The 24,677-nt window shown below is 73.1% G+C and carries 20 protein-coding genes; 6 read left to right on the top strand and 14 right to left on the bottom strand.

The features are described 5' to 3' along the window. The first annotated feature begins 8 nt into the window (after nucleotides 1–8). From AC2CHG_RS02460 to AC2CHG_RS02445, 4 genes are read left to right on the top strand one after another with little or no spacing between them, the layout of a single operon-like run. Nucleotides 9–848: a cyclase family protein gene (locus AC2CHG_RS02460; RefSeq protein WP_262011969.1), complete on the top strand. Its 840-nt coding sequence runs from the start codon at nucleotides 9–11 to the stop codon at nucleotides 846–848. Further along, entirely contained in the window at nucleotides 841–2,247 is a 1,407-nt protein-coding gene (locus tag AC2CHG_RS02455; RefSeq protein ID WP_262011970.1) for an MmgE/PrpD family protein, read from the top strand. Before AC2CHG_RS02460 ends, AC2CHG_RS02455 begins: the two co-directional genes overlap by 8 nt. 22 nt (nucleotides 2,248–2,269) lie before the next feature. Next, nucleotides 2,270–3,733 carry a dihydroorotase gene (locus tag AC2CHG_RS02450; RefSeq protein WP_262011971.1) on the top strand — a complete coding sequence of 488 codons (1,464 nt, stop codon included), beginning with the start codon at nucleotides 2,270–2,272 and terminating at the stop codon, nucleotides 3,731–3,733. Nucleotides 3,734–3,745: 12 nt separating this feature from the next. Further along, a complete protein-coding gene (locus AC2CHG_RS02445; RefSeq protein ID WP_402810732.1) occupies nucleotides 3,746–4,606 on the top strand; it encodes an HpcH/HpaI aldolase/citrate lyase family protein in 861 nt (286 codons plus the stop codon). 58 nt (nucleotides 4,607–4,664) lie between these two features. Here AC2CHG_RS02445 and AC2CHG_RS02440 read toward each other — a convergent pair whose 3' ends face one another. Beyond that, complete coding sequence (locus AC2CHG_RS02440; protein WP_484524074.1) at nucleotides 4,665–4,997, bottom strand: GntR family transcriptional regulator; 333 nt, start codon at nucleotides 4,995–4,997, stop codon at nucleotides 4,665–4,667. A 105-nt stretch (nucleotides 4,998–5,102) separates the two neighbouring features. Here AC2CHG_RS02440 and AC2CHG_RS02435 point away from each other — a divergent pair, with 105 nt between their 5' ends. Beyond that, nucleotides 5,103–5,237 (top strand): hypothetical protein, encoded by a 135-nt coding sequence (locus tag AC2CHG_RS02435; protein ID WP_366625979.1) that lies wholly within the window; start codon nucleotides 5,103–5,105, stop codon nucleotides 5,235–5,237. A gap of 66 nt (nucleotides 5,238–5,303) precedes the next feature. Here the strand turns inward: AC2CHG_RS02435 and AC2CHG_RS02430 are convergent, their stop codons facing one another. The 7 genes from AC2CHG_RS02430 to AC2CHG_RS02400 all read right to left on the bottom strand — a co-directional run bounded on the left by AC2CHG_RS02430 (nucleotide 5,304) and on the right by AC2CHG_RS02400 (nucleotide 13,891). Continuing rightward, entirely contained in the window at nucleotides 5,304–6,203 is a 900-nt protein-coding gene (locus AC2CHG_RS02430; protein WP_484524073.1) for an ROK family protein, read from the bottom strand. Nucleotides 6,204–6,298: 95 nt separating this feature from the next. Continuing rightward, the gene (locus AC2CHG_RS02425) at nucleotides 6,299–7,753 is read right to left on the bottom strand and encodes a lyase family protein (RefSeq protein WP_484524072.1); all 1,455 of its coding nucleotides are present in this window, start codon (nucleotides 7,751–7,753) and stop codon (nucleotides 6,299–6,301) included. 41 nt (nucleotides 7,754–7,794) lie between these two features. Continuing rightward, nucleotides 7,795–8,616 (bottom strand): creatininase family protein, encoded by an 822-nt coding sequence (locus AC2CHG_RS02420; protein WP_484524071.1) that lies wholly within the window; start codon nucleotides 8,614–8,616, stop codon nucleotides 7,795–7,797. Then, nucleotides 8,604–10,352 (bottom strand): ABC transporter permease, encoded by a 1,749-nt coding sequence (locus AC2CHG_RS02415; protein WP_318334551.1) that lies wholly within the window; start codon nucleotides 10,350–10,352, stop codon nucleotides 8,604–8,606. The genes AC2CHG_RS02420 and AC2CHG_RS02415 overlap by 13 nt, the downstream gene beginning before the upstream one ends. Beyond that, nucleotides 10,349–11,422: an ABC transporter ATP-binding protein gene (locus AC2CHG_RS02410; protein ID WP_135240724.1), complete on the bottom strand. Its 1,074-nt coding sequence runs from the start codon at nucleotides 11,420–11,422 to the stop codon at nucleotides 10,349–10,351. Before AC2CHG_RS02410 ends, AC2CHG_RS02415 begins: the two co-directional genes overlap by 4 nt. Before the next feature lie 61 nt (nucleotides 11,423–11,483). After that, complete coding sequence (locus AC2CHG_RS02405; RefSeq protein WP_262011980.1) at nucleotides 11,484–12,536, bottom strand: extracellular solute-binding protein; 1,053 nt, start codon at nucleotides 12,534–12,536, stop codon at nucleotides 11,484–11,486. A 206-nt stretch (nucleotides 12,537–12,742) separates the two neighbouring features. Beyond that, the gene (locus AC2CHG_RS02400; protein WP_262011981.1) at nucleotides 12,743–13,891 is read right to left on the bottom strand and encodes an ROK family transcriptional regulator; all 1,149 of its coding nucleotides are present in this window, start codon (nucleotides 13,889–13,891) and stop codon (nucleotides 12,743–12,745) included. A gap of 524 nt (nucleotides 13,892–14,415) precedes the next feature. Between AC2CHG_RS02400 and AC2CHG_RS02395 the strand changes: the two genes are divergently transcribed. Beyond that, on the top strand, nucleotides 14,416–17,133 hold the full coding sequence (locus tag AC2CHG_RS02395) for a sugar-binding protein (RefSeq protein ID WP_262011982.1): 2,718 nt from the start codon (nucleotides 14,416–14,418) through the stop codon (nucleotides 17,131–17,133). Nucleotides 17,134–17,225: 92 nt separating this feature from the next. Here AC2CHG_RS02395 and AC2CHG_RS02390 read toward each other — a convergent pair whose 3' ends face one another. From AC2CHG_RS02390 to AC2CHG_RS02365, 6 genes are all read right to left on the bottom strand, one after another. Beyond that, nucleotides 17,226–17,804 carry a VanZ family protein gene (locus AC2CHG_RS02390; RefSeq protein WP_484524070.1) on the bottom strand — a complete coding sequence of 193 codons (579 nt, stop codon included), beginning with the start codon at nucleotides 17,802–17,804 and terminating at the stop codon, nucleotides 17,226–17,228. Nucleotides 17,805–17,888: 84 nt separating this feature from the next. After that, on the bottom strand, nucleotides 17,889–19,190 hold the full coding sequence (locus AC2CHG_RS02385) for an MFS transporter (RefSeq protein ID WP_262011984.1): 1,302 nt from the start codon (nucleotides 19,188–19,190) through the stop codon (nucleotides 17,889–17,891). Further along, on the bottom strand, nucleotides 19,187–20,452 hold the full coding sequence (locus AC2CHG_RS02380; RefSeq protein ID WP_366625994.1) for a KamA family radical SAM protein: 1,266 nt from the start codon (nucleotides 20,450–20,452) through the stop codon (nucleotides 19,187–19,189). The genes AC2CHG_RS02385 and AC2CHG_RS02380 overlap by 4 nt, the downstream gene beginning before the upstream one ends. 100 nt (nucleotides 20,453–20,552) lie before the next feature. Beyond that, nucleotides 20,553–20,765 (bottom strand): MbtH family protein, encoded by a 213-nt coding sequence (locus AC2CHG_RS02375; RefSeq protein WP_135240728.1) that lies wholly within the window; start codon nucleotides 20,763–20,765, stop codon nucleotides 20,553–20,555. Nucleotides 20,766–20,857: 92 nt separating this feature from the next. Then, nucleotides 20,858–22,081, bottom strand: a complete 1,224-nt coding sequence (locus AC2CHG_RS02370) for a cytochrome P450 (RefSeq protein WP_262011986.1) — start codon at nucleotides 22,079–22,081, stop codon at nucleotides 20,858–20,860. Next, on the bottom strand, nucleotides 22,078–24,677 hold a 2,600-nt coding region (locus tag AC2CHG_RS02365; protein ID WP_484524069.1), incomplete at its 5' end, for an amino acid adenylation domain-containing protein. The genes AC2CHG_RS02365 and AC2CHG_RS02370, both read right to left, overlap by 4 nt.

The raw sequence follows: 24,677 nt of genomic DNA, 5'->3' as shown, positions 1-24,677 counted from the left end.
GGAACCCCGTGGGCACCACAGCCAGAACCGCCGACCGCCTGCTCGACGCCGTGCAGGCCGGTGTCACGATCTACGACCTGGGCCGGCGGCTGACCGTCGGCATGCCGCAGTCACCGAACCACCCGGCGTTCGGGCTCACCCTGCCGCGCCGCCACGGCGACATGGTGCGCGCCGACGGCGGCTCCGCCGCCAACGACCTGCTGGTGATGGGCACGCACGTCGGTACGCACGTCGACGCGCTCGCGCACGTCTCCCAGGACGGCCGGCTGCACGGCGGCGCCGACGCCGCCGACGCGCAGGTCGGTGGCCGGTTCGACGAGCTGGGCGTGCACACCGTCGCGCCGATGGTCCGCCGCGGCGTGCTGCTGGACGTGCCCGCCGCGCTGGGCGTGGAGGCCTGCGAGCCCGGCTACGAGATCACGCCCGCCGACCTGGATGCCGCGGTGTCCCGGCAGGGCACGCCGGTGGGCGCCGGTGACGTCGTGCTCATCCGCAGCGGGTGGGGCCGGCTGTTCGACCACGAGGACCGCAACCAGTACATCGGCAAGGACTCCGGCGTACCCGGGGTCGGCGCGGACGGCGCCACCTGGCTGGCGCAGCGCGGCGTACACGCGGCCGGCGCCGACACCATCGCCTTCGAGTGCCTGCACCCGGGCAAGGGCCACAGCTCGCTGCCGGCGCACCGCATCCTGCTGGTGGAGCACGGCATCTACCTGATCGAGACGATGGCACTGGAGGAGCTGGCCCGCGACGGGGTGCACGAGTTCACCTTCGTGATGGCGCCGCTGCCGCTGTACGGCGCCACCGGCTCCCCGGTGCGCCCGCTGGCGGTGATCAGCCGTGGCTGAGCCGACCCTGGGCCGCCACCTGGCCACCTTCGCCGCCGACACCGCCGCCGAGACGCTGCCCGACGAGGTGGTCGCCAGCGTCCGGGCCCGCGTCCTGGACGTGCTCGGCCTCTGCGTGGCGGCCCGGCCGCTGCCGACCAGCCAGGCGGCCCTCGCCTACGTCGAGGAGCAGGGTGGCCGCGGCCAGGCCACCGTCGTCGGCCTGGACGAGAAGGCGCCCGCGGCGCTGGCCGCGTTCGCCAACGGCGTGCTGGCGCACTCGCTCGACTACGACGACACGCACCTGCCGTCGGTGCTGCACCCCAGCGCGTCGGTGGTGCCGGCCGCGCTGGCCGCCGCCGAGGCGTCCGGGGCGTCCGGGCGGGAGACGGTCGCGGCCATCGCGGTGGGCCTGGAGGTGTGCGTCCGGCTCGGCATGGCCGGGTACGACCCGGCCGCCGGCAACTCCGTCTTCTTCGAGCACGGGCAGCACGCCACCTCGATCTGCGGCACGCTCGGCGGCGCGGTGGCGGCGGCCCGGCTGCTGAAGCTGGACGCCGACGGCGCGCTCGACGCGCTCGGCGTGTCCGCCTCGATGGCGGCCGGTCTGATCGAGTCCAACCGCAACGGCGGCACCGTCAAGCGGATCCACTGCGGCTGGGCGGCGCACGCGGCAGTGAGCGCCGCGCAGCTGGCCCGGCACGGCGTGACCGGGCCGCCGACCGTGCTGGAGGGACGCTTCGGCTTCTTCCAGGCGTTCCTGCGCGGCGAGTTCGACGGCGACGAGATCGTCCGCGGGCTCGGCACCGATTGGGCGGTACCGGGCATCTTCTTCAAGCCGTACCCGGCGAACCACTTCACCCACGCCGCCATCGACGCGGCGATCGCGCTGCGCGAGCGTGGGCTGCCGCTGGACCAGATCGAGTCGATCACCCTCGGCGTGCCGACGCCGACGGTGCGCACCATCGGCCAGCCCATCGAGCGCAAGCGGGCGCCGCAGACCGGCTACGAGGCGCAGTTCAGCGGCCCGTACGCGGTGGTCGCCGGCCTGATCGGCGGCGGCGGTCTGGGCGTGGACCTCGCCGATTTCACCGACGCCCTCGCGCACGACCCGCAGCGGCGGGCGCTGATGGCGCTTGTCGACGTGGTGGGCGACGAGCGGTGCGACGCGATCTTCCCGCACCAGTTCCCGGCCGTGCTGCGGGTGGTCACCCGCGACGGGCGGGAGTGGGTGCAGGAGGTGCTCGCCAACCGGGGCGGGCCGCAGCGTCCGCTCAGCGACGCCGAACTGGCGGTCAAGTTCCGCACCAACGCCGCCGCCCTGCCGGAGGCGACCGCCGACCGCATCACCGAGGAGGTCCACCGGCTGGACCGGGCCCCCGACGTCCACGGCCTGATGGGCCTGATCAACCGCCGCTGAACCGAGCACGAGGAGCGACACCATGAGCACCTACGACCTGCTGCTGACGAACGTCCGCGTGGTCCGGCACGACCGGCCCGAACCCGAGCTGATGGACATCGGCGTCACCGACGGGCGGATCAGCCGCGTCGCCCCGCAGATCGACCAGGCGGAGGCCGCCCAGGTCGTCGACGGCGGCGGCCGGCTCGCCTTCCCCGGCGTGGTGGACGCGCACCAGCACTGGGGCATCTACAACCCGCTGAGCGAGGACGCCGTCTCGGAGAGCCGCGCCTCGGTGCAGGGCGGCGTCACCACGGCGCTGAACTACATGCGCACCGGGCAGTACTACCTCAACCGGGGCGGCCGGTACGCCGACTTCTTCCCCGAGGTGCTGTCCGCGACCGAGGGCCGCTCCTACATCGACTACGGCTTCCACCTGGCGCCGATGTCGCGGGAGCACATCGGCGAGGTGCCGTCGCTGGTCGAGGAGCACGGCGTCACCTCGTTCAAGATCTTCATGTTCTACGGCAGCCACGGCCTGCACGGCCGGTCCGCCGACCAGAACTCGTTCCTGATGATCCCGGAGGGCGAGCGGTACGACTACGCCCACTTCGAGTTCGTGATGCGGGGCGTCCAGGCGGCCCGGGAGCGTTTCCCCGAGCTGGCCGACGAGATCTCGCTGTCGCTGCACTGCGAGACCGCCGAGATCATGAGCGCGTACACCAAGCAGGTCGAGCAGGACGGCACGCTGCGCGGGCTGGAGGCGTACCACGCGTCGCGGCCGCCGCACTCCGAGGGACTGGCCGTGTCGATCGCGTCGTACCTGGCGCACGAGACCGGGCTGCCGAAGATCAACCTGCTGCACCTGACGTCGGAGAAGGCTGTCGACGCGGCGCTGCGGATGGCGCGGGCGTTCCCGCACATCGACTTCCGCCGCGAGGTCACCATCGGCCACCTGGTCGCCGACATCGACACCGCGCACGGCCTGGGCGGCAAGGTCAACCCGCCGCTACGCCCGCGCGCCGACGTCGAGGCGCTCTGGGGGTACGTCCTGGACGGCAAGATCGACTGGGTGGTCAGCGACCACGCCTGCTGCAAGGACGAGGTCAAGTTCGGTGAGCCGCGCGACGACATCTTCGTCGCCAAGTCCGGCTTCGGCGGCGCCGAGTACCTGCTGCCCGGCCTGGTCACCGAGGGCAACCGGCGCGGCCTGTCGTACCAGCGGGTGGCGGAGCTGACCTCGTGGAACCCGGCCCAGCGCTTCGGCCTGCGCAACAAGGGCGCCATCGCGCAGGGGTACGACGCCGACATCTGCCTGGTCGACCCGAACTCGACCTGGACGGTGCGCGCCGAGGACTCCGAGTCGACGCAGGAGTACACGCCGTTCGAGGGCTTCGAGCTGACCGCCCGGGTCACCGACACCTTCGTCCGCGGGCAGCACGTGCTCGTCGACGGCAAGGTGACCGGCGAGCCGACCGGCCGCTACCTCGCCCGCCCGCAGCGGTAGGGGGAACGACTGATGGCGGCGGTGGCGCGCAGCTACCTGTACGTGCCGGGCGACCGGGCGGACCTGCTGGACAAGGCGGCCGGGCGGGGCGCGGACGCGCTCGTGCTCGACCTGGAGGACGCGGTCACGCCGGCCCGCAAGGCGCAGGCCCGGGAGACGGTCGCCGGGTACCTGGGCGCCGCCGCGCCGGCCGGGCCCGGGCTGTGGGTGCGGATCAACAGCGACCAGGTCGAGGCGGACGTCGAGGTGCTCTCCCCCGCCGCGGCCGGGGTCTGGGTGCCGAAGGCCGAGCCGGACCTGCTCGCCGAGGTCGACGCCGCGCTGACCCGGGTGCAGCGGCGGCTCGGCCCGGACGCCCCGGCGTTCCGGGTGGTGGCGCTGATCGAGACCGCCCGGGGCGTGCTCACCGCGCCGCGGGTGGCCGAAGCGCCACGGGTGCTGCGGCTCGGCCTCGGCGAGGCGGACCTCGCCGGTGAGCTGGGGTTGCAGCCGGGGCCGGACCGGGCGGAGTTCGCCCCGATCCGCTCCCAGGTCGTCGTCGCGTCGGCGGCCGCCGGCATCGCCCCCGCGGTCGGGCCGGTGGAGACGACGCTGCGCGACCCGGAACGGCTGGAGCGGACCACCCGGGCGCTGCTGCGGCAGGGCTTCCGGGCCCGCAGCGCCATCCACCCCGGGCAGATCGCGACGATCAACGAGGTGTTCACCCCCACCGAGGCCGAGGTGGCCTCCGCCCGGGCCGTGCTGGCGGCGCTGGAGCAGGCCGAACGCGGCGGCTCCGGGGTGGCCACCGACGCCGATGGGCGGCTGCTGGACCGGGCGGTGGTGCGCGCCGCCACCGAGGTGGTACGCCGCGCCGAGGCGTCCGCCGGGTGACCCGTGCCGCCGGGCCGGGGACCGTCGACGGGTACGACGTGTCCCGGCCCGGCGTGGGTCAGGGCGTGCCGAGGGTGGCGCGGGCGGCCAGGATGGTCTCGTGGAACTGCGCGTTGCAGACCGCGATCCGGTCCGCCCGGTCCCGGCGCTGCCCGGCCGCGTAGCCCTCCGTCCCGGCGCACAGCTCGCGCAGCCGGGCGATCTCCTCCGGCGTGATCCGGGTCGCGGCCAGCTCGGCGCCGTACCCCTCCAGCAGGGCGCGCCGCTCGAAGATCTCCTCCAGGTCCTGCTCGCGCCAGGCCGGTACGGTGGCGCCCCGGTCGGCCTCCCGGTCCACCAGGCCCTCGGCGTGCAGCCGGCGCAGCGCCTCCCGCACCGGGGTGCGGCTCACCCCCACCGCTGCGGCGACGCCCACGCACGCGGAGACGTCAAAGGTCGGCGGAGAGCACCTCGTCGGTGCGCTCGCCGAACGGCGTTGGCGATCCGCCTGCCGAGGGTGTCGAAGTCGGGGTCGGTGCGCGCCCCGGAGACGGCCGGTTTCGCCGCCTCCCTGGAGTTCGAGTCGTGGGCGCAGGCGTCCTCGGCGACCGGGCCGGCGATCCAGGAGGCGGTGGCCGCGTTCCGCAGGTGATCCGGCCGCACCGGACCGGGCGGGGCGCACCGCTGCGCCCCGCCCGGCGTTTCACGGTGGTGGCGGTCAGACCGCGGCGGGCTGGGCCTCGGTGGCCAGGGCGAGCGCGCCGAGCAACGCGGCGTCCTGCGCGAAGTCCGACAGCACGACCTCCGGCGGGTACGGCAGCGTGCGGGTGAGCCGTTCGGTCAGCAGCTCCCGGACCAGGCCGTTGCCGGCGACGCTGCCGACCAGCACGATCCGCTGCGGGTCGAGCAGCAGGCAGCAGGTGACCAGCTGGCGAGCCAGTTCGTCGACGCGCAGGCGGAGCTGCTCGCGTACCGGGCCGGGCTGCTCCGCGGCCGCGCACAGGCCGGCCGCCCGGCCGTCGACGCCGAGGCGCTGCGCCAGCTCGTCGAGGGCCCGGCCGGAGAACGTCGCCTCCAGCATCGGTTCCAGCCGGGGCGGCCAGCTGAGGTCGGTGAGTCCGTAGGCGATCTCGCCGGCCGCGCCGTGGCGGCCCGGGAGCACCTCGCCGTTCACCGTCACCGCCGCGGCGACCCCGGTGCCGAGCCCGACGACGAGGCCCGGATCGGCATCGCGCAGCGCACCGAGCCGCAACTCGGCGTGGGCCGCCGCCTTCAGGTCGTTCGTCACCCGCACGTGCGCCAGGTTCAGGTGGGCGCGGACCGCCTCGGCCAGCCGCAACTGCTCCCAGCCGGGCACGTTCGGTGCCAGTTCGATGCCGTCGTCGTGGACGACGCCGGGCGAGGCGATGCCCGCCGCGACGATCGTGCCGCCGGTCTGCTCGGCGAGTTCGCACGCCCGGTCCAGCGCCCGGGAGAGGGCCTGCTGCGCGCCCTGCTCGGCGATCGTGGGCAGGCGCTCGGAGACGAGCAGCCGGCCGTCGGTGTCGCCCACGCCGATGGCCATCTTGGTGCCGCCGAAGTCGATGCCGAGCAGGCGCGGATTTGCCGGTCGTTCCATGGTGATGTCAGATCGCCCTTCGGGCCGTCGGTCCAGATCACGTGGTCGCCGCGACACGACGTCCGCGACCACGGCCAGCTGCGTCTGCCGCCCCGTCACGGGCCTACCCTCGCCGCGACCGCCTCGGCGAGAGCCGCGTCGGCACGGGTCAGCCGCTCACGCAATGCCTGCGCCCGCTCCTGCACCGCGTCGAGCATTGTAGACAGTCGTCCGACCTGGTCCCGGACGGCCGCCTCGCCGGGGCCGTCGGCCTGGGCGCGGCGCAGCACGAGTTCGGGGCGGACCGCGGCGGCCAGCAGGTCCCGTACCGCGGCGTCGTCGAGCGCCAGGCCGAGGTCGGCGGCGGTGGACCGGACCAGTTCCTCGGTCCAGGTCGCCGGCGCGCCGCCGCGTACCAGCCGGCCGAGCAGCGAGTGGGCGCCCCGGAACGGCACGCCGTGGCGGGCCAGCGCGTCGGCCGCCGCGGTGGTGGTGGCGCCGGAGGCGACGATCTCCTCGCCGGACGGCGGGCGCTGCGGATCGAGCTTCTCGATCAGGCCGCCGAGCAGCGAGAAGAACCGGTACGCCCGGTCGTCGCCCTCCCAGAGGCGGGACTGCACGTCGGTGGTGGCGTTGTTCGAGTCCTCCCACCAGGCAGCGCCGACGTTGTTCAGTACGCTCGCCGCGTCGGCGGCGGCGGCGCCGGCCATCGAGACGAGGTGTTCCAGCACCACCGGGTTGCGCTTCTGCGGCATGATGCTGCTGCCCTGGGTGAACTCGCCGGGCGTGACCACCCAGCCCCAGCTCAGCCAGTCCATCAGGGTGCGGGCGAGCCGGGCGCCGGTGGCGAGCGCCTGCGCGTTGAGCGTGGCGACCCGGACCAGGTGGTCGGCGCCGGCCACCGCCTCGTACGAGTTGACGATGAGCTGGTCGAAGCCGAGCAGGTCGGCCAGCCGGCGGGGCGAGATGTCCAGGTCGGTGCCGGCGAAGGCGCAGGAGCCCAGCGGCGAGCGGTTCATCTCGTCCAGCAGGCAGGCGTACGCGGCGGCCTCGCCGGCGAGCGCCTCGGCGTAGCCGGCGAAGACGTGCCCGATGCTGGTCGGCTGGGCCGGGCGGCGGTGCGTGTATCCGGTGATCACCACGTCGGCGTGCCGGTCCGCGCGGTCCAGCACGGTACGTCCGGTCGCCAGCAGCGCGTCGAGCACCTGGAGCAGCTGGTCGCGCAGCACCATCCGGAAGACGCCGGCGTCGAGGTCGTTGCGGCTGCGCGCGAGCTGCACGCTCAACTGCGACACCTCGATGCCGGCCGCGGCGGCGAGGCGCTTCTCCAGCGTGTAGTAGACGTCCTCGACGCTGCCGTCGTACTCCAGTTCCCCGGGCCGGTCCGTGGCGAGGGCGACCAGGCCGCGCAGCATCGTCGCGGCGGCCTCGTCGGAGATCAGCCCTTGCTCGGCAAGCATGACGACGTGGGCCTTGCTGGCCGTGACCATCGCCGGGTAGAGGTTGGCGACGTGGTGGTCGAACACGACGCGCAGGTGGTGCTGTTGGTAGACGGTCAGTGACGGGCTCATGGAGGCCTCCCGAGGTGGTGCGTGGTCCTGGGGCGTGACTGTCATCCGGTCGGCTGGTCGGGCCGGTCGGCGCCGGGCGGCCCCGGCAGCGGCGCGGCGAGCCACGCCCCGACCAGCTCGCGCAGGCGGGCGCCGGCGGTGGCGCGGATCCGGCCGCCGGCCTCCTCACCTGCCAGCGAGACGTGGCCCGACCAGCCCTGCCAGGGGTCGGGGCGCGACTCCACCAGCACGTACGGGTACGGGGTGGGCAGTTTCGGCTTGGGCGGCAGGTCCGGCGCCGCGTCCAGGCGTACCGCGGCCGGGTCGAAGCCGAGCACCGCGGAACTCTCGTACGCGCCGCCGTGTCCCCGGGCCGGCAGCTCACCGAACATCTCGGTGGTCTCGTCCGGGCCGACGAGCTGGAACCAGTTCACCAGCATCATGCTGGCCCGGTGCCGGCCGGACACCCACTCCATCGCCGCGCGGACGGTGGACATGTTGGCGTCGTGCCCGTTGACCACGAGCACCCGGGTGAAGCCCGCCTCGACGATGCCGGCGAGCACGTCGGCGAGGTAGCCGACGGCGATCTCCGGCCGCAGCGCCACGGTGCCCGGCCACTGCCGGGTCTGGCCCGGGCAGGCGGCGTACGGCGTGGCCGGGAACAGCACCGCCCGGGCGGACCCGGTCGCCAGTTCCCCGGCGAAGCCCTCGGCCAGGATCAGGTCGGTTCCGATCGGCAGGTGCGGACCGTGCCACTCGACCGCGCCGACCGGCAGCACCGCCAGGTCGGCCGCCTCGGTCACGGCGGCGAACGCGTGCCCGGGAACCCGGGTGACCGGGAGCAGACCTTCCCCGGTCCGCCACCGTTCGATCAGTTCGTCCACTGCTCGGCCCTCCGGGTCGCGGTGCGGCTGCTCTCCAGCCGCCCGGAGAACCACATCACCACGAAGATGAGCAGCACCTGGAGCATGCCGTACGCGGCCGCGGTGCCCAGCTCGAAGCTGTACATGCGGTTGTTGATGGCGACCGAGATCGGCACCGTCGACGAGGTGTAGATGAGCACCGAGGCGACGAACTCGCCGACGCCGTGCACGAACGCCAGCAGCGCGCCGGCGAGCACACCGGGCAGCATCAACCGGACGGTGATCGTGTAGAAGGCGCGCAGCCAGGAGGCGCCGAGGTTGCGGGCGGCGTCCTCCAGCGACGGGTCGATCAGCGCCAGCGTCGCGGAGCTGGACCGGAACACGATCGGCAGGAACCGCACGAAGTAGGCGAGCGGCAGGATCCAGAACGTGCCGACCAGCACCTGCCCGAAGCTGAACGCGTTACCGGTGCTGAACGCAGAGATCAGGTTGATCGCCACGACCGTGCCGGGCAGCGCCCAGGCGATCATCACGGCCACGTCGAGCAGGCCGCGGCCGACGAACGTCAGACGCCGCACCGCGTACGCGATGAGCACGCCGATCACCACGCAGCCGACGACCGCGAGGAGGCTCATCTGCACCGAGTTGAGGATCGGCTGGAACGCCTTGGGGTCGGTGAAGATGGTGACGAAGTTCTCGAACGTGTACGTCGGCGGCAGCACCTCGGTGGTCCAGGACCGGTCCTCGGAGAACGCGACGAGCGCGATCGCGCCGACCGGGGCGAGCAGCACCAGCGTGGCCAGCACCGAGGCGAGCGGGGCGAGCCAGCGGCCGATCGGGTTGGTGATCTCCCGCCGGACCGCCGAGACGCCCTTGGACTGCGACTGGTAGTTGCGCCGTCCCTCGTACCAGCGCATGCCGAGCAGGAAGATGATCGAGACGATGCCGAGCACGGAGGCGTACGCCGAGGCCATCGGCAGGTCGCCGTTGGTGCGGTTGATGTAGATCTGCATCGTCATGGTCTGGCTGACGTTGAACAGCAGTGGCGCGGTGTAGGACGCCAGCGACGTCATGAAGACCAGCAGCGACGCCGAGATGAGCGCCGGGGTGAGCATCGGCAGCAGGACGGTGCGCCACACGCGTACCCGGCCCGCGCCGAGGTTGTACGCCGCCTCCTCGACCGACGGGTCCATCCCGGCCAGCGCCGCGGAGGCGGCCAGGTAGAAGAACGGGTACATGGTGAACGTGTGCACCACCAGCACGCCGGCGATGCCGTCGAAGGCTAGGATCGGCTTGTCGGTGCCGAGCAGCGCCTGGAGGCCACGCGGCACGATGCCGATGTTGCTGTAGAGCAGCTGGAACGACACGGCGCCGATCAGCGGCGGCAGGGCCGCCGGCACCAGGATGAACGCCTCGATGAGCCGCCGGCCGCGGAAGTGGAACCGCTTGAGCAGGAACGCCATCGCCACGCCGACGACGCCGCAGAGCAGCACGCTCGCGGCCGAGATGAACAGCGAGGTGAACAGCGACTCGCGGGCCACCCCGGAGGACGAGAGGAACTGGAGGTAGTTGTCGGTGCCGTTGGCGCTGACGCTCTCCCGGAAGGTGGCGAACATCGGCTGGACGACGAAGCCCCACAGCACCAGGACCAGCGGCAGCACCAGCAGGTAGGGGAACCATCGGGAGTTCGCCCCGCCGGCCAGGCGCCGGCCGAGGGCCGCCGCCCAGCCGGGGGCGGTCGGGGTCGCAGCGGTCACGGCTTGACCACCCAGAGCCGCTCGGGTGTGAGCCGCAGGCCCACGACGTCGCCGAGCTGGATGCCGGCGGGCGCGTCGACCAGGGCGGCCATCACCTCGTCGCCGTCGACGTCGACGGTGACGTGGGTGGCCATGCCGGTGAACTCGACGTGGCTGACCCGGCCGCGCATGGCCGCGGTGTCGTCGTCGCCGCCGAGCGCGATGTGCTCGGGGCGCGCGGAGACCAGTGCGGTGTCGCCCTCGGTGAGCCCGTGTCCGGCGGGTGCGCCGATCTCGATGGTGGCGCCGCCGGGCAGGCGCACGTGGACGCGCTGCTCCGCCGCGCCGGTCACCGGCAGGCTCAGCACGTTGCTGCGTCCGATGAACCGGGCCACGAACGCGTTCGCGGGCTGGTAGTAGACCTCGTGCGGGGTGCCGACCTGCTGGACCCGGCCGGACTCCATCACGGCAATCCGGTCCGACATCGCCATCGCCTCGGCCTGGTCGTGCGTGACGTAGATCGAGGTGGTGCCGCTCTCCCGCTGGATGCGCCGGATCTCGGCGCGGGTCTCCTCGCGCAGCTTCGCGTCGAGGTTCGACAGCGGCTCGTCGAGCAGCATGGTGCGGGGACGGATCACCAGGGCCCGCGCCAGCGCGACGCGCTGCTGCTGGCCGCCGGAGAGCGCGTCGATGCGCCGGTCGCCGTACCCGGCGAGGTGCACCTGCTCGAGCGCCTCGGTGACCCGGCGGGCCTGCTCGGCGCGCGAGACCCGGCGGACCTTGAGCCCGTACGCGACGTTCTGCGCCACCGTCATGTGCGGGAACAGGGCGTAGTTCTGGAACACCATGCCGGTGTCCCGCTTGTTCGGCGTCCAGTGGGTGACGTCGTCGTCGCCGAAGTGGATGTGACCGGAGGTCGGGAAGTAGAAGCCGGCCACCATGCGCAGCGTCGTCGTCTTGCCACAACCGCTCGGCCCGAGCAGCGTGAAGAACTCGCCGGCCCCGATGGTGACGGTGACGTCATCGACCGCCGCGGAGTCGCTCGACTTGGCGAAGCGCTTACTGACCGCCGTCAGTCGGACATCGATCATTTCGTGGGTCCTTCCAGGACGAAGCCGGGCCGTGCCGGAGCACGGCCCGGTTCCGAGCGTCTTAGCCCTTGCCCTTGATCTGGGCGTTCCAGTGGGTGATCCAGGCGGTCTCGTTCTTGCCGATCACGTTCCAGTCGACGTCCATCGGCTTGAGGTCGAGCTTGGTCAGCCACTCGGGCTTCTCGGCGATCTCGACAGCGGGGATCTGGAAGTAGTCCTTCGCGAGGCTGGCCCGCAGCGAGTCGTCGAACAGGAACTCGAGGAACTTCTTCGCGCCCTCGCTGTTGCCGCCCTTGACGGCGGCCACGCCGTCGACGAGGACCGGCGCACCGGAGGCCGGCATCACGTAGCCGAACGGCATCTTCTCGTTGGCCTGCAGCAGGATGTCCTGGAGGTTCCAGGCGCTGACCACGCCCTGCTCACGCGACATCTTCAGGTAGAGGTCGCTGGGGTTGGCGGCGTACTCGACGGTGTTGGCGTCGAGCTTGCGCAGCCAGTCGTAGCCGGGCTGCGGGTTGGACCCGTCGGCCGTGAAGCGCTGGATCATCGAGGCGTAGATCGAGCGCATGGTGCCGGAGGCGGCCACGTCCCGGATGATGATCTTGTCTTTCCACTTCGGGTCGACCAGGTCGTCCCAGTCCTTCGGCGCGGTCTCCGGGGTGAGCGCCTTGTTGTTGTACATGATGACCTCGGGCAGCAGGATCTCGCCGAACCAGCGGCCCTCGGCGTCCTTGTACCGCGCGTCGATCTTGGAGGCGAACGACGGCTGCCAGGACTCCAGCAGGCCCTCGGACGCGCCGGCGGCGAGGCCCTGCTGGGTGCCGCCCCACCAGACCGACGCCTGCGGGTTGGCCTTCTCGGCGCGGACCCGCTCGAGCACCTCCTGGGCGCCCATGTTGAGCACCTCGACCTTGCCCTTGTACTCGGGGTTCTTGGCCGTGAACTGCTCGACGACGTAGTCGGTGACCGACTTGTCGCGGGCGCTGTAGATGACGACCTTCTCAGCCGGCGCGGAGCCGGAGGAGCCGGTGTCCTTGTCGTCGTCGCTGCTGCCGCACGCGCTCACGGCCAGCAGCGCGCTGAACGCGACGGCCAGGGCCAAACGACGTTTCATTGGTACCTCCATTGTGCGGGGGATCTATCGGAAGCGGGGAAGGAAGATCAGCGCGTCGCGCCGTACCGGGGCGCGACGCATCGCGCCGCGACCTGTCGTCAGTGGGTACGGACGAGGGTCGCCGCGACGGCGTTCGGTGACGTGGGTGGCGGGTCGGGGTGGTGGGTGCGGGGTCGGGGTCGGGGGTCGTCGGGGGCCGGGTTCGGTCAGGGAAGCGAGGGGCGGGGCACCGCTGCCGAGAGCGCGTAGCTGATCGCTCCGTGCAGCACGGCCTGGTCGCCGAGGGTGGCCCGGCGTACCTCGGTGGGAGCCGGGGTCCGGGCGGAGACGAGGGTCTGGAGCTGGCCGAGGGCCGCGTCGTCGAGTTCCGCCGCGGCGCCGCTGAGCAGCACCAGCCCCGGATCGACGACGCAGGCGCAGGAGAGGATGAGCCCGGCCCAGGCGCCGAGGACCTCGTCGAGGTACTCGCGGGCGGGCGCCGAGGTCGCGGCGAGCCCGCTCAGCTCCCGTACCGGTGACTCGGGCCGGCGGCCCGGGTTGAGCGCGACGACCCGCTCCGCGATGGCGTTCACCGACCACCGGGCCTCGAACTCGCCGACGCCGCTGTAGGGGCGCTCGGTCGCGCCGCCCAACGGCAGGAAGCCGACCTCGCCGGCGGCGCCGCTGGCGCCGCGGCGGACCTTGCCGTCGAGCACGAGGCCGGCGCCGATGCCGTCGGCCACGTGGATCAGCAGCAGGTTCGCCACGTCCGCGCCGGCGCCGGCCACGCACTCGCCGGCGGCCATGAGGTTCACGTCGTTGTCGACGACCACGGGTACGCCGAGCCGCCGTTGCACGGATTCGCCGATCGGCCACGCCTCGACCAGTCCGACCGACGGCGCGAGGCGTACCGCGCCGTTGCTGGACACGCCGGGCACCGCGATGGCGACGCCGCGGAGCGAGGGCAGGTTGTCGCCGACCAGGTCGAGGACGAACTCGCAGACGGTCTCCACCACGTTCGCGCCGAGCCGCGCGACGCGGTGCGCGATGACCGCGCCCTCGCTGTCGGCGATCTCGCAGCTGATCCGGGGTGGCTCCAGTGACACCGCCGCGACGAGCTCGGCGCGGGGGTTGAACTCGAGCATCTCCCGTGGCCGGCCGGTGGTGGGTGCGCCGGGCCCGCGTTCGATGAGGTAGCCCTCGGCGACGAGTTCCCGCACGAGCGCGGTCACCGTGGCCGCCGAGAGGCCGGTCATCTCGGCCAGGTCCACTCGGGACAGCCGCCGGGCCTGCCGGGCGGCCAAGATCACCGAGAGACGCTTGATCTCACGGGACCGCTCACGGCTGACCGGGCTGGTCGGGGCTTTGTCAGACACACTTTCTTCCTAGTGAGAAAAAATTCTGCCGTCAAGTAACGAGATGATCTCGGTCCGCCGACCAGGGAAAATTCTGCGGCCGACAAGCCGGTCGGGCCGGGGCCAGCCCGACATGACGCGCAAAACCGAGCCCTACGGTCCACATTGGGGCCCCAAAACCGGACATAGCCTGTCCACAGGCCATGGCCGGCCTCCCAGCGATCGCCCTGAGCAGGCACGATCGTTTATTCGGATAAGGAAGAAAGTCGTCCGGGGCTATTGACGACGCCTCCGCAAGATCCCTAGGTTACGGCCCGAAGGCCTTCCGGTGGACCGACGTCGCCACCGTGCGTACCGCTCACGCCGTGACGGTGCGCGAGTACCACCATCCCGTTGTCGAGCACCACGACCCCCGAGGACCTCACGGTCCTCTGTGGACAGCTGTCTGCAACACGGCCCGGCACGAGCCACCGTGTCAGCCGGCCCGTGCCGGGCCGACCGTCCCCAGCCGCAGCACTCTCGCTTCGAGACGAAGAGGTATGCCCATGAGATGGCGCACCAGCGCGGCGATCGCCATGTGCGGTCTGCTGTCGTTGGGCCTGGCCACTCCGGCCCAGGCCAACCCCCAGCAAGCAACACCGAAGCCCCAGGCCAAGAAGTCCGACAAGCCGGTCGACCTGGACATCATGTTCATCGGCGCCCACCCGGACGACGAGGCCGGCCAGCTCGGCATGCTCGGATACTGGAACGAGTATCACGGCATGAAGGCCGGCGTCATCACCACCACCCGCGGCGAGGGCGGCGGCAACGCCACCGGTCTCGAGGAGGGCCCGGAGCTCGGCATCCTGCGGGAGGCCGAGGAGCGCAAGGCCGTCGGCTGGGCCGGCGTCGAGCACATCTACAACCTGGACGCGCTGGACTTCTGGTACACCGCCAGCGCTCCCCTGACCGAGGAGGTCTGGGGCCACCAGGAGACGCTGTCCCGGATCGTGCGGGTCCTGCGGACCACCAAGCCCGAGGTCATCCTCACGATGAACCCCTCGGCGACGCAGGGCAACCACGGCAACCACCAGAAGGCGGCCATGCTGGCCGTGGAGGCCTTCTACGCGGCTGCCGACCCGAAGGCGTTCCCGGAGCAGATCAAGAACGAGGGGCTCAAGCCCTGGCGGGTCTCCCGCATCTTCCAGACCGGCGGCAGCGGCACCTCCAGCAACGGCCCCGCCTGCGAGACCACGTTCACGCCGGCCGAGGCCAGCAACGTCGTCTTCGGCACCTGGCAGGGCTACGAGTCGGCGCGCCACGACGGCAACCGGTGGAACACGGTCCAGACCTGGGCCCGCCGGGAGTACGTGTCGCAGGGCTGGGGCAACAGCTCCTTCCCGACGACCAACCCCGACGCCATCGGCTGCAACCGGCTGACGCTGATCGACACCCGCACCCCGTACCCGGACCCGAACGTGGGCGCCGGCACCGGTGCGCTCCAGGGTGCCACCCTGCGGGCCACGGGCGGCCTGCCGCTGGGCACCGAGGTCCACGTGCGTCCGCGCACCTGGGAGGCCGTCGGCGGCCAGCCCATCAAGGTGGACACCGTCCTGTACGCCGAGAAGGCCGTTCCGGGCGCCAAGGTCACCCTGAGCGTGCCGGCCGGCTGGACCGTCAGCGGCAACGGCGACGTGGGCACGCTGACCCCGCGTAAGGAGGTCGTGAAGACCTTCACGGTCACCCCGCCCGCGCAGGTCGAGGTGGGCACCCGCTTCAAGATCGACGCCACACTGACCAGCAAGAAGGACGGCAGCGGCACCAGCAGCGCCCGGGTTCAGGGCACCGCGCCGGTGCGCGGCACCCTGGAGCCGCTGGAGGAGATCGCCGACTTCCGCGCCTGGACCGTGCGGAACAAGACCCAGCAGCTCGACGCGCTCATCGAGTCCCTGCTGAACATCCCCAGCGGCGGCACCCGCAGCGTCAAGGTCAACCTGACCAACCACGGCACCCGGGTCGAGTCCGGCGCGGTCAAGCTGAACGTCCCCGCCGGCTTCTCGGTGGCCGAGCAGCAGGTGCCGTACAGCGGGCTCCGGCCTGGCGCCAGCACCTCGGTGACGTTCACCGTCACCAACACCGACACGTCGCTGCCGACGGCCAACCGGGCCCCGGACAACGGCGCCTACCGGGTGCAGATCGAGACCAGCTACACCGGTGGCAGCGCGAGCGAGCCGGGTGCGTTCAACCTGGTCCCGGTCACCACGATCCCGAAGGCCGCCACCGCGCCGACGGTGGACGGCCACGGTCACGACCACGAGTACACCGGCGAGGTCATCGACATCTCCACCCGCTGGGAGGGCACCGCCGCCCCGGCGTCGGACATCTCCGGCACCGCCCAGCTCACCCACACCGACGACGCCCTGTACGCCATCTTCAACATCACCGATGACGTGCTCGGCACCGTCCTGCCGCCGGAGGACTGCAAGCGTCCGCGGCGTAACGACAACATCGAGTTCGGCATCGACCCGCGCGGCACCTCGGCGAACACCTCCACGGTGTTCAACATGGCGCTCTTCCCGGCCACGAACGACCCGGCCAACGGAAACCCGCCGTGCTTCGCCCGGGAGCGGGACAACCACCAGGGCGGCCCGGAGACCGCACCGGGTGTGGAGATCGCCTCCGTGGTGACCAGCAACCCGTACACGGGTTACCGGATCGAGGTCAAGATCCCGTTCAGCGTGCTGCCGGACACCATCGACCCGAACCGGATGGGTCTGAACATCCTGGTCAACGACTCGGACACGCAGGATCTGACCGCGCAGACCCGGGTCGGCTGGTCGACCTGGAGCGGCGTACGGGCCGACCCGTGGCGCTGGGGCAACGCGACGCTGCCGGCCCTGGCGGCGAAGCCGTCGGCGCCGAAGGCTCCGATCATGCCGGACACCGCGGCGCAGAGCGTGGACTCGCCGCAGACCCTCCTGCAGTCCGTCTCGGACGGGGTGGCGCCGGGTGGTTACGCCAAGCTGGCGGACAACACGGTGAAGATCAAGAAGGTCACCCGCACCGCGAGCAAGGTGTCCGTGCAGCTCCAGGTGAAGAAGGCCGGCACCGCCCGGGCCTTCCTCTGGGACGGCACCCGGGTCGTGGCGGAGGCCAAGGCCGAACTGCGGAAGGACGGCACCCTCGTCCTGCCGCTGACCGGGGCGCTCCCGGCCGGCACCTCGCTGCTCGTCTCGTACGAGCACGGCGGCGCCACCACCGCTGCGGCCAAGAAGATCTGCTGAGCGGACGATGACCGCGTCGACCTGACGCACGCGACGGGCCGGGCCTGCGGGTCCGGCCCGTCGTGCGTCCCGCCCGTCCGGGCCGCGCCCGCTCAGCGAACCGGCGCCGGGCCGGTCGCGACCGGTGACGACTCGGCCGGTGCACGCCACCAGCGGCGCGACGCCAGCGCGGCCAGTCCGGCGCCGGCGGTGTTGAGCAGGACGTCGTCCACCGAGGACAGCCGGTCCAGCCGCAGGGCGTACTGCGCGACCTCGACCAGGACCGAGCAGCCGGCCGCGAGCACCAGGATCCGCGGCACCGACGCCAGCGCCGCGAACCGCAGCGGGCCGAAGAACCCGAGCGCCGCGAACACCAGCAGGTTGCCGACGATCTGGACCGTCACCGTCAGCGGCCCGCCCGCGAGGACGGTGAGCAGGTCCCGCAGCGGCACCAGGCTCACCCGGCCGGGGACCACACCGGCGCCGTCGCCCGGCAGCATGATCATCCAGACCCACGGCACGGTCCCGTAGACGATGCCCACCTCGGCCAGCGACCGCCGCCACGCCGGACCGCCGCCGCCACGCCGGCGGGCCAGCACCCACACCACCAGCGCCGCCGCCGGCAACGCGGCCACCGTGAGCAGCACGACCCCGTTGATCGTGCCGAACCAGCCGTGCCACCCCTCGATCACGCCGCCCCCACCTCCGTCCGGCCGACGGCCGGCCCGAGGCCATCCTGCCTCCCGGCGGGCCGCCGGCCGCGGGCGCCCGTGCGGTTACGGCGACTCCTGCGTGTTCATCGACCGGATCCCGCTGCTCAGCGTCGCGGTCACCGCCGAGACCGCGACGAGCCCGGCGAAGACCAGCATGGTCACGGCCACCGGGAACCGGGCCAGCAGCAGCCCGGCCAGTCCCGGGGCGAGGGCGGCGGCCGAGGTGGCGGCCAGGAAGATGACGCTGACCACCCGGCCCTGCAACCGGTCCGGCGTGATCGCCGCCTGGTAGCCGAAGAGCACCGCGTTGGCGGTCGGCGCGAGGAACACCGCCGCCGCCAACGGCACCGCGGCGAGCACGCTCGACGGCACCAGGGCGCTCGCCGCCATCAGGACGGTGGTGGCCCAGCACAGCACGATCACCAGGGTCGGCAGCCGCAGCCAGCGCTGGACCGCCGGCGCGGCCAGCGCGCCGAGGAACCCGCCCAGACCGAAGATCGTGCTGGCCAGGCCGACCACCACCGAGGCGGTGCCGGCCCGCTCCAGGGCCACGATGATCGTGAAGATCATGCCGGTGAAGGCCATGTTCAGCGGCGCCGCGATCACCAGCAGCGCCCGCAGGAACGGGTTGGCCAGCACGAACCGGATGCCCTCGGCCATCGCCGCGCCGCCGGACTGCGGCGCCTGCTCGGTGCGGGGCTGCTCCATCGGCCGGCGGATGAGCAGCACCGCCAGCAGCGAGAGCAGATAGGACACGGCGTTGCCGACGAACGGCAGGGACCGGCCGAGCCCGTAGAGCAGGCCACCGAGCGGCGGCCCGGCGAGCTGGGTTCCGTAGGAGCGGGCCTCGTTGCGCGCGACAGCGGTGGTGAGCTGCTCGGCGGGCACCAGGTTGCGGACCGCCGCGTGTTCCGCGGTGCCGAAGACCGCGTTGGCCGCGGCGCCGACAACGGTGACCACGATGATCATCGGCAGCCCGGCCACCCCGGCGAGCACCGCGCCGGCCAGCCCCAGGTACGCCACCAGCCGGACCACGTCGCAGACGATGAGCAGCGTACGGCGGGAGAACCTGTCGGCCACGACGCCGGCGGGCAGCCGGCAGGCCAGCGTGGTGAGCAGCCCCAGGCTGCCGACCAGACCGGCCTGCGCGGCCGAGCCGGTGAGGAAGAGCACCAGCAGCGGCATCGCCAGGTTCGACATCGCCGTGCCCAGGTCGGACAGGCACTGGCTGATCCAGAGCAGGTTGAAGTCGCGGTTGCGCCAGAGGCTGACCGGGCGGTCCGGCCCGGTCACCGGCGGATCGGTGACGGTCGGCATCTGTTCCTCGTCGGTCGCGGTCAGGGCCGGTTCGGCGGCGGCGGTCATGCCGGCCACCAGGAGCCGGGAGCGGGACGCAGGTCGTCGAACCACTCGGCCGCCGGGTCGTGCCGGGCGAAGAACTGCCGGCCGACGTGGGCCGCGTCGCGGGCCTGGAGCATACGCAGGCTGAACATCTCGGTCCCGCCGACGCGCACGACGCCGTCCACGAGCACCTTGCCCGGGGCGGCCGACATGACCGGCCCCCGGGCCGTCCGCGCCAGGCCGGACACCGACCGGACGGCGTCGGTGTAGATCTGCCAGGCCCGGGTCAGCGGCAGGCTGAAGTAGCTGCGGGCGCCGGTGTCGCGTTCCACGAACATGTAGTACGGGATCACGCCCAGTTCCACCAGGCGCTGCCACATCGTGGCCCAGTCCCCCGCCCGGTCGTTGACGTGCGCGATCAGCGGCGCCTGTGCCCGGATCACCGCACCGGTGGCCCGGATCCGGGCGATCGCCCGGCGGACCTCGTCGGTGGCCAGTTCCCGGGGGTGGGAGAAGTGGGCCATCACCGCGACGTGCCGGCCGGCGGCGGTGATCCGCTCGAAGAGGCGCAGCAGGTCGTCGGCGTCCGGGTCGGTGGTGAACCGGGCCGGCCAGTACGACAGCGCCTTGGTGCCGAACCGCAGCGTGCGGATGTGGTCGAGGGCCGGGTCCAGCAGGGGCGACACCCAGCGCTCCAGCACCGCGGCGCTCATGATCATCGGGTCGCCGCCGGTGAACAGGACGTCGGTGACGCCCCGGCTCTCCTCCAGGTACGCGACCACGTCGCCGACGTCCGAGGCGGCCTGCCGGATCTCGGCGTTGCCGACGAACTGCGCCCAGCGGAAGCAGTAGCCGCAGTAGGAGTGGCAGGTCTGCCCCTGGGACGGGAAGACCAGCACCGTCTCGGCGTACTTGTGCTGCACGCCGAGCAGCCGGCGTCCCCGGTGCGTCGGCACGTTCGCCTCGAGCTGGGCGCCCGGGTTCGGGTTGAGCCGGGCGTGGGCGTCGCGGGCCGCCTTGCGGATCACACCCGGCTCGGCGGCGGACAGGTGCAGCGCCGACAGGTGGTCGAAGATCTCCGGCGGCAGCATGTCCCGGTGCGGGAACGTGAGCCGGAAGATGGGGTCGTCCGGGACGGCGGACCAGTCGATGAGCTCGTCCACGACGTACTGATTGACCTTGAACGGCAGCACCGAGGAGACGACCCGCAGGTCGTGCAGGTATTCCTCGGGCATGCCACGCGCGCCGGCGAGCCGCGCCAGACGTTCGTGGGAGTAGACCTTCATCACCGTCGCCTCGTTGTCAGCGGGATGGGACAGGGGTGGCCGCCGGTCGGCGGCCGGGCCGGGACGGATCCGTGCGGACCCGCCCCGGCCGGTGGGCGGTTCAGCCCTGCGCGGCGGCCATCCGCTCGCGCAGGCTCTTCGGACGCATGTCGGTCCACACCTCGTCGATGTGGGCGAGGCAGTCCGCGCGGTTGCCCTCGAAGCCGGTGGCGGTCCAGCCCGCCGGCAGCTCGCGGTCGGCGAACCAGATCGAGTACTGCTCCTCGTGGTTCATCACGACGCGGTAGGTGCGGTCATCGTCGTCGACGGCCATCGCCGTTCTCCTTCTCGTTCGGTTCCTCGGTTGGGACGGATCCCGGCCGGGCGGCCGGGGGTGTGCGGCGCGGGCCCGGGTGGCCCGCGGTGTCAGAGCCGGACCGGCAGCGCGGCGAGGCTGCGGTTGAGCAGCGACGGCTGCCACCGCACCTCGGTGCCGGCGAGCGCCAGGCCGGGCGCCGCGGCCAGCAGGTCGGTCAGCGCGGCGCCGGCGACCAGCCGGGCCAGCGGGGCGCCCAGGCAGAAGTGCCCGCCCTGCCCGAAACCCAGGTGCGGGTTCGGGTGCCGGCGCAGGTCCAGCTCGTCCGGGCGGTCGAAGCGGGACGGATCCCGGTTCGCCCCGGCGGTGACCACGTAGAGCCGCTGGCCGGCGCGCAGCCGCTGCCCGGCCAGCTCGACGTCGTCCTTGACGTGCCGGATGGACATCTTGGACGGCCCGTCGAAGCGCAGCAGCTCCTCCACGGCCAGCGCGGCCAGCTCCGGTTCGGCCCGCAGCAGGGCGAGCTGGCCGGGGTGGCGCAGCAGGTTCCAGGTGCCGACCGCGATCAGGTTGCTGGTGGTCTCGCCACCGGCGAACGCCACGTGGGTGAGCATGGCGACGAACTCGTCCTCGCTCACCGACTCGCCCACCAGGCCGTTGGCGAGCGCCGCGCTGATCAGGTCCTCGCGGGGCGCGGCCCGCCGGGCCCGCACCAGCACCCGCAGGTAGTCGAAGAGGTCCAGCAGCGCCTGCTGCGAGCGCTCGTGCTCCTCCGGCGACTGCACCGAGCCCAGGGCCAGGTCGCCCACCTCGATCGCCCAGCGCTGGAACATCGCGGTGTCCTCGGCCGGTACGCCCATCCAGGCCGCCGCGACGGTCGCCGGGAGCGGGCGGGCGAAGTCGGCCACCAGGTCGATGGCACCCTCGCCGCCTCCGGCTCGGGCGGCCAGCCGGCTCACCGCCTCCTGCACCATCGGGCGGTTGCGGCGCACCTGCCGGGCCCCGAACGCGCCCCGGAAGACGCTGCGCAGCCGGCGGTGCTCGGGCGGGTCCACGAAGACCATCCAGCCGGCCATGATGGAGAACGCCCGGGCCGCCTCGGGGCTGAGCAGCTCCAGCGGCGTCTGGGCCAGCATCGGGCTGATCCGGTCCGCGGAGATCTCCGGCATCGTGTAGCAGGCCGTGGCGGGCTCGTAGCCGGTGACCAGCCAGGCCCGGTGCACCGGGCTCCAGTGCACCGGTTCGGCGGCCCGCAGCGCGGCCAGGTACGGGTACGGGTCGGCGACGAGGTCGTCGTCCAGCAGGTAACGGTCGGTCAGGATCGCGGTGCTCATGCCGTACGCTCCAGCAGCTCGGCGGCGAGGGCGGCGACGGCCGCCACGCCCGGTTCGGTGACCATGCTCCGGTGGGTGCCGGGCAGGTGGTGGACGGTGAGCGCGTCCGGGAACATCTCCCGGCAGCGCCGCTCGTAGGCGGACCCGTTCTCCCCGGCGACCACCGAGGGGCGGCCCGGTCCGGCGGTGGCCGCCTCGGCGGTGACCAGCAGGTGCGCGGGCCCGCGGTAGGGCTGCGGGCGGTAGCCGGCGGCGGCGCGCAGCAGCGCCGTCCACATCGCCACCGGCCAGTCGGCGCCCAGCGCCGCCTCGGACTCGTCGACGCCGGCCGCCAGCAGGGTGGCCACCAGCTCGCGCTCCTGGCTGAGCCGGGCCGGGGTGCCCGGTGTCAGCTCCCGGATCGCCGCGCGCATCGCGACCGCCCGATCGAGCAGGTCCAGCGCCTCGGTGACGGCGAACATGCCGGTCTCGTCCGGCACCGCCGGTTCGAGCAGCAGGAGGACGTCCACCCGCTCGCCGGCGGCGGTCAGCCGGATCGCCATCTCCTGGGCGATGTTGGCGCCCATCGACCAGCCGAGCAGCGCGTACGGGCCGTGCGGCTGGTGCGCGCGCAGCTCGCGCAGGTAGTCGTCGGCGAGACCGGTCATCGTGTCGGCGTCGACGCCGCCGTCGATGCCCCGGGCCTGGAGGCCGCGCACCGGCCGGCCGGCGGGCAGCGCCTGCGCCAGCGGCAGGTACCAGGCGACGCTGCCGCCGCTGGGGTGCACGCACCACAGGGGACGCAGGCCGGGGTCGCCGTCGCGCAGGGACACCACCACGCCGCCCTCGTGCCGTACCGCCGCTCCTTCCGGGCCGCGGTCGCGGGCGGCGATCGCGTTGGCCAGCGCCGCGACGGTCGGGTGCTCGACCAGGTCCGCCACCCCGACCGGCAGGCCCAGGTCGCAGGCGCGGGCGGCGAGCCGCACGATGGCCAGCGAATGCCCGCCGAGGTCGAAGAAGTCGTCGTGCACGCCGACCCGGTCCAGCCGCAGCGTCTCCGCCCACAGCTTCGCCAGCGTCGCCTCGACCTCGGTGCGCGGCTCCACGTACGGGCGTTCCGGCGCCGCCGTCGGCTCCGGCAGCGCGGCCCGGTCGAGCTTGCCGTTGCCGGTCACCGGCAGCGCGTCCAGCGCGACGAACGCGGACGGCACCAGGTAGGCGGGCAGCCGCTCGCGCAGCCAGCGGCGCAGCACGTCGGCCTCGGGCAGGTCCAGCCCGGCAACCGGCACCAGGTACGCGACGAGCCGGGCGTCGCCGGGCTCGTCGGCGCGGGCGGCCACCGCCGCCATCGCCACGTCGGGACGCGCCGACAGCGCCGCCTCGATCTCGCCGAGCTCGATGCGCCGGCCGCGGATCTTGACCTGTCCGTCGACCCGCCCGCCGAAGTCCAGCGTGCCGTCGGCCCGCAGGCGTCCCCGGTCGCCGGTGCGGTAGAGCCGCCGCCCGCCGCCGGCCGGGTCCGGCACGAACCGGTCGGCGGTCAGCCCCGGCTGCCCGAGGTAGCCGCGCGCCAGCGCGTCGCCGCCCAGGTAGATCTCGCCGGCCACGCCGACCGGCGCCGGGCGCAGCGCGTCGTCGAGCACCAGCACCGTGGTCCGGGCCAGCGGCCGGCCGATCGGCACGCTGACCGCGTCCGCCGGCAGGTCACGGACCTGGTGCGCGGTGACGACGAAGATCGTCTCGACCGGGCCGTACCCGTTCACCAGGCGCAGGTGCGGCCAGCGCGCGGCCAGGTCCCGGCAGTGCGGCGCGGACGCCGCCTCCCCGCCGAAGACGATCTGCCGCAGCTCGCCGAGCTCCGCCGGCACCTGCTCGACCGCCAGGTTGAACAGGGTGGTGGTGAGGAACGCGGTGGTCACGCCGTGCCGGCGGATCGCGGCCACGATGCCGGCCGGGGTGAGCGGTTGCGCCGGATAGAGCGCGCAGGTGCCGCCGTGCAGCAGCGGGCCGAAGATCTCGAACAGCGCCGCGTCCCAGTTGACGCTGCTCAGGTGCAGCACCGTCTCGTCCGGGCCGAGGTGGGCGAAGTCCTGCCCCAGCAACGAGTCCACTATCGCCCGGTGGGTCACCGCGATGCCCTTGGGCCGTCCGGTGGATCCGGAGGTGTAGAGCACGCAGGCCACGTTGTCGGCGTCCGGCCCCGGCGCCGGCGGCCCGGCCGGCTCCCCGGCGAACGTCTCCTCGGCCAGCGTGACCACGGCCCCGGCCGGCACCAGGTGCCGCCAGGCCGGCTGCGCCAGCACCAGGTCCACCCCGGCGTCCGCCGCGAGCAGCTCCAGCCGGGCGCGCGGGTCGCGCGGGTCCAGCGGCAGGTACGCCGCGCCGGACTTGAGGATGCCGAGCATGCCGACGATCAGGTCCACCGAGCGTTCCGCGCAGAGCCCGACGACCCGCTCCGGACCGGCGCCGTGCCGCCGCAGGTGGTGCGCGACGCGGTTGGCGCGCGCATCCAGCTCGGCGTAGCTCAGCGTCGTCCCGTCGAGGGCCAGCGCGACCCGCTCCGGCCCGGCGGCGACCCGGGCGGCCAGCACGTCGACCACGCTGCGCGGGTCCGCCC

The sequence above is a fragment of the Micromonospora sp. ATLC20 genome (genome assembly GCF_057196585.1).
The sequence above is the reverse complement of the archived record's forward strand: the minus strand, read 5'-3'. Positions and strand labels throughout refer to the sequence as shown.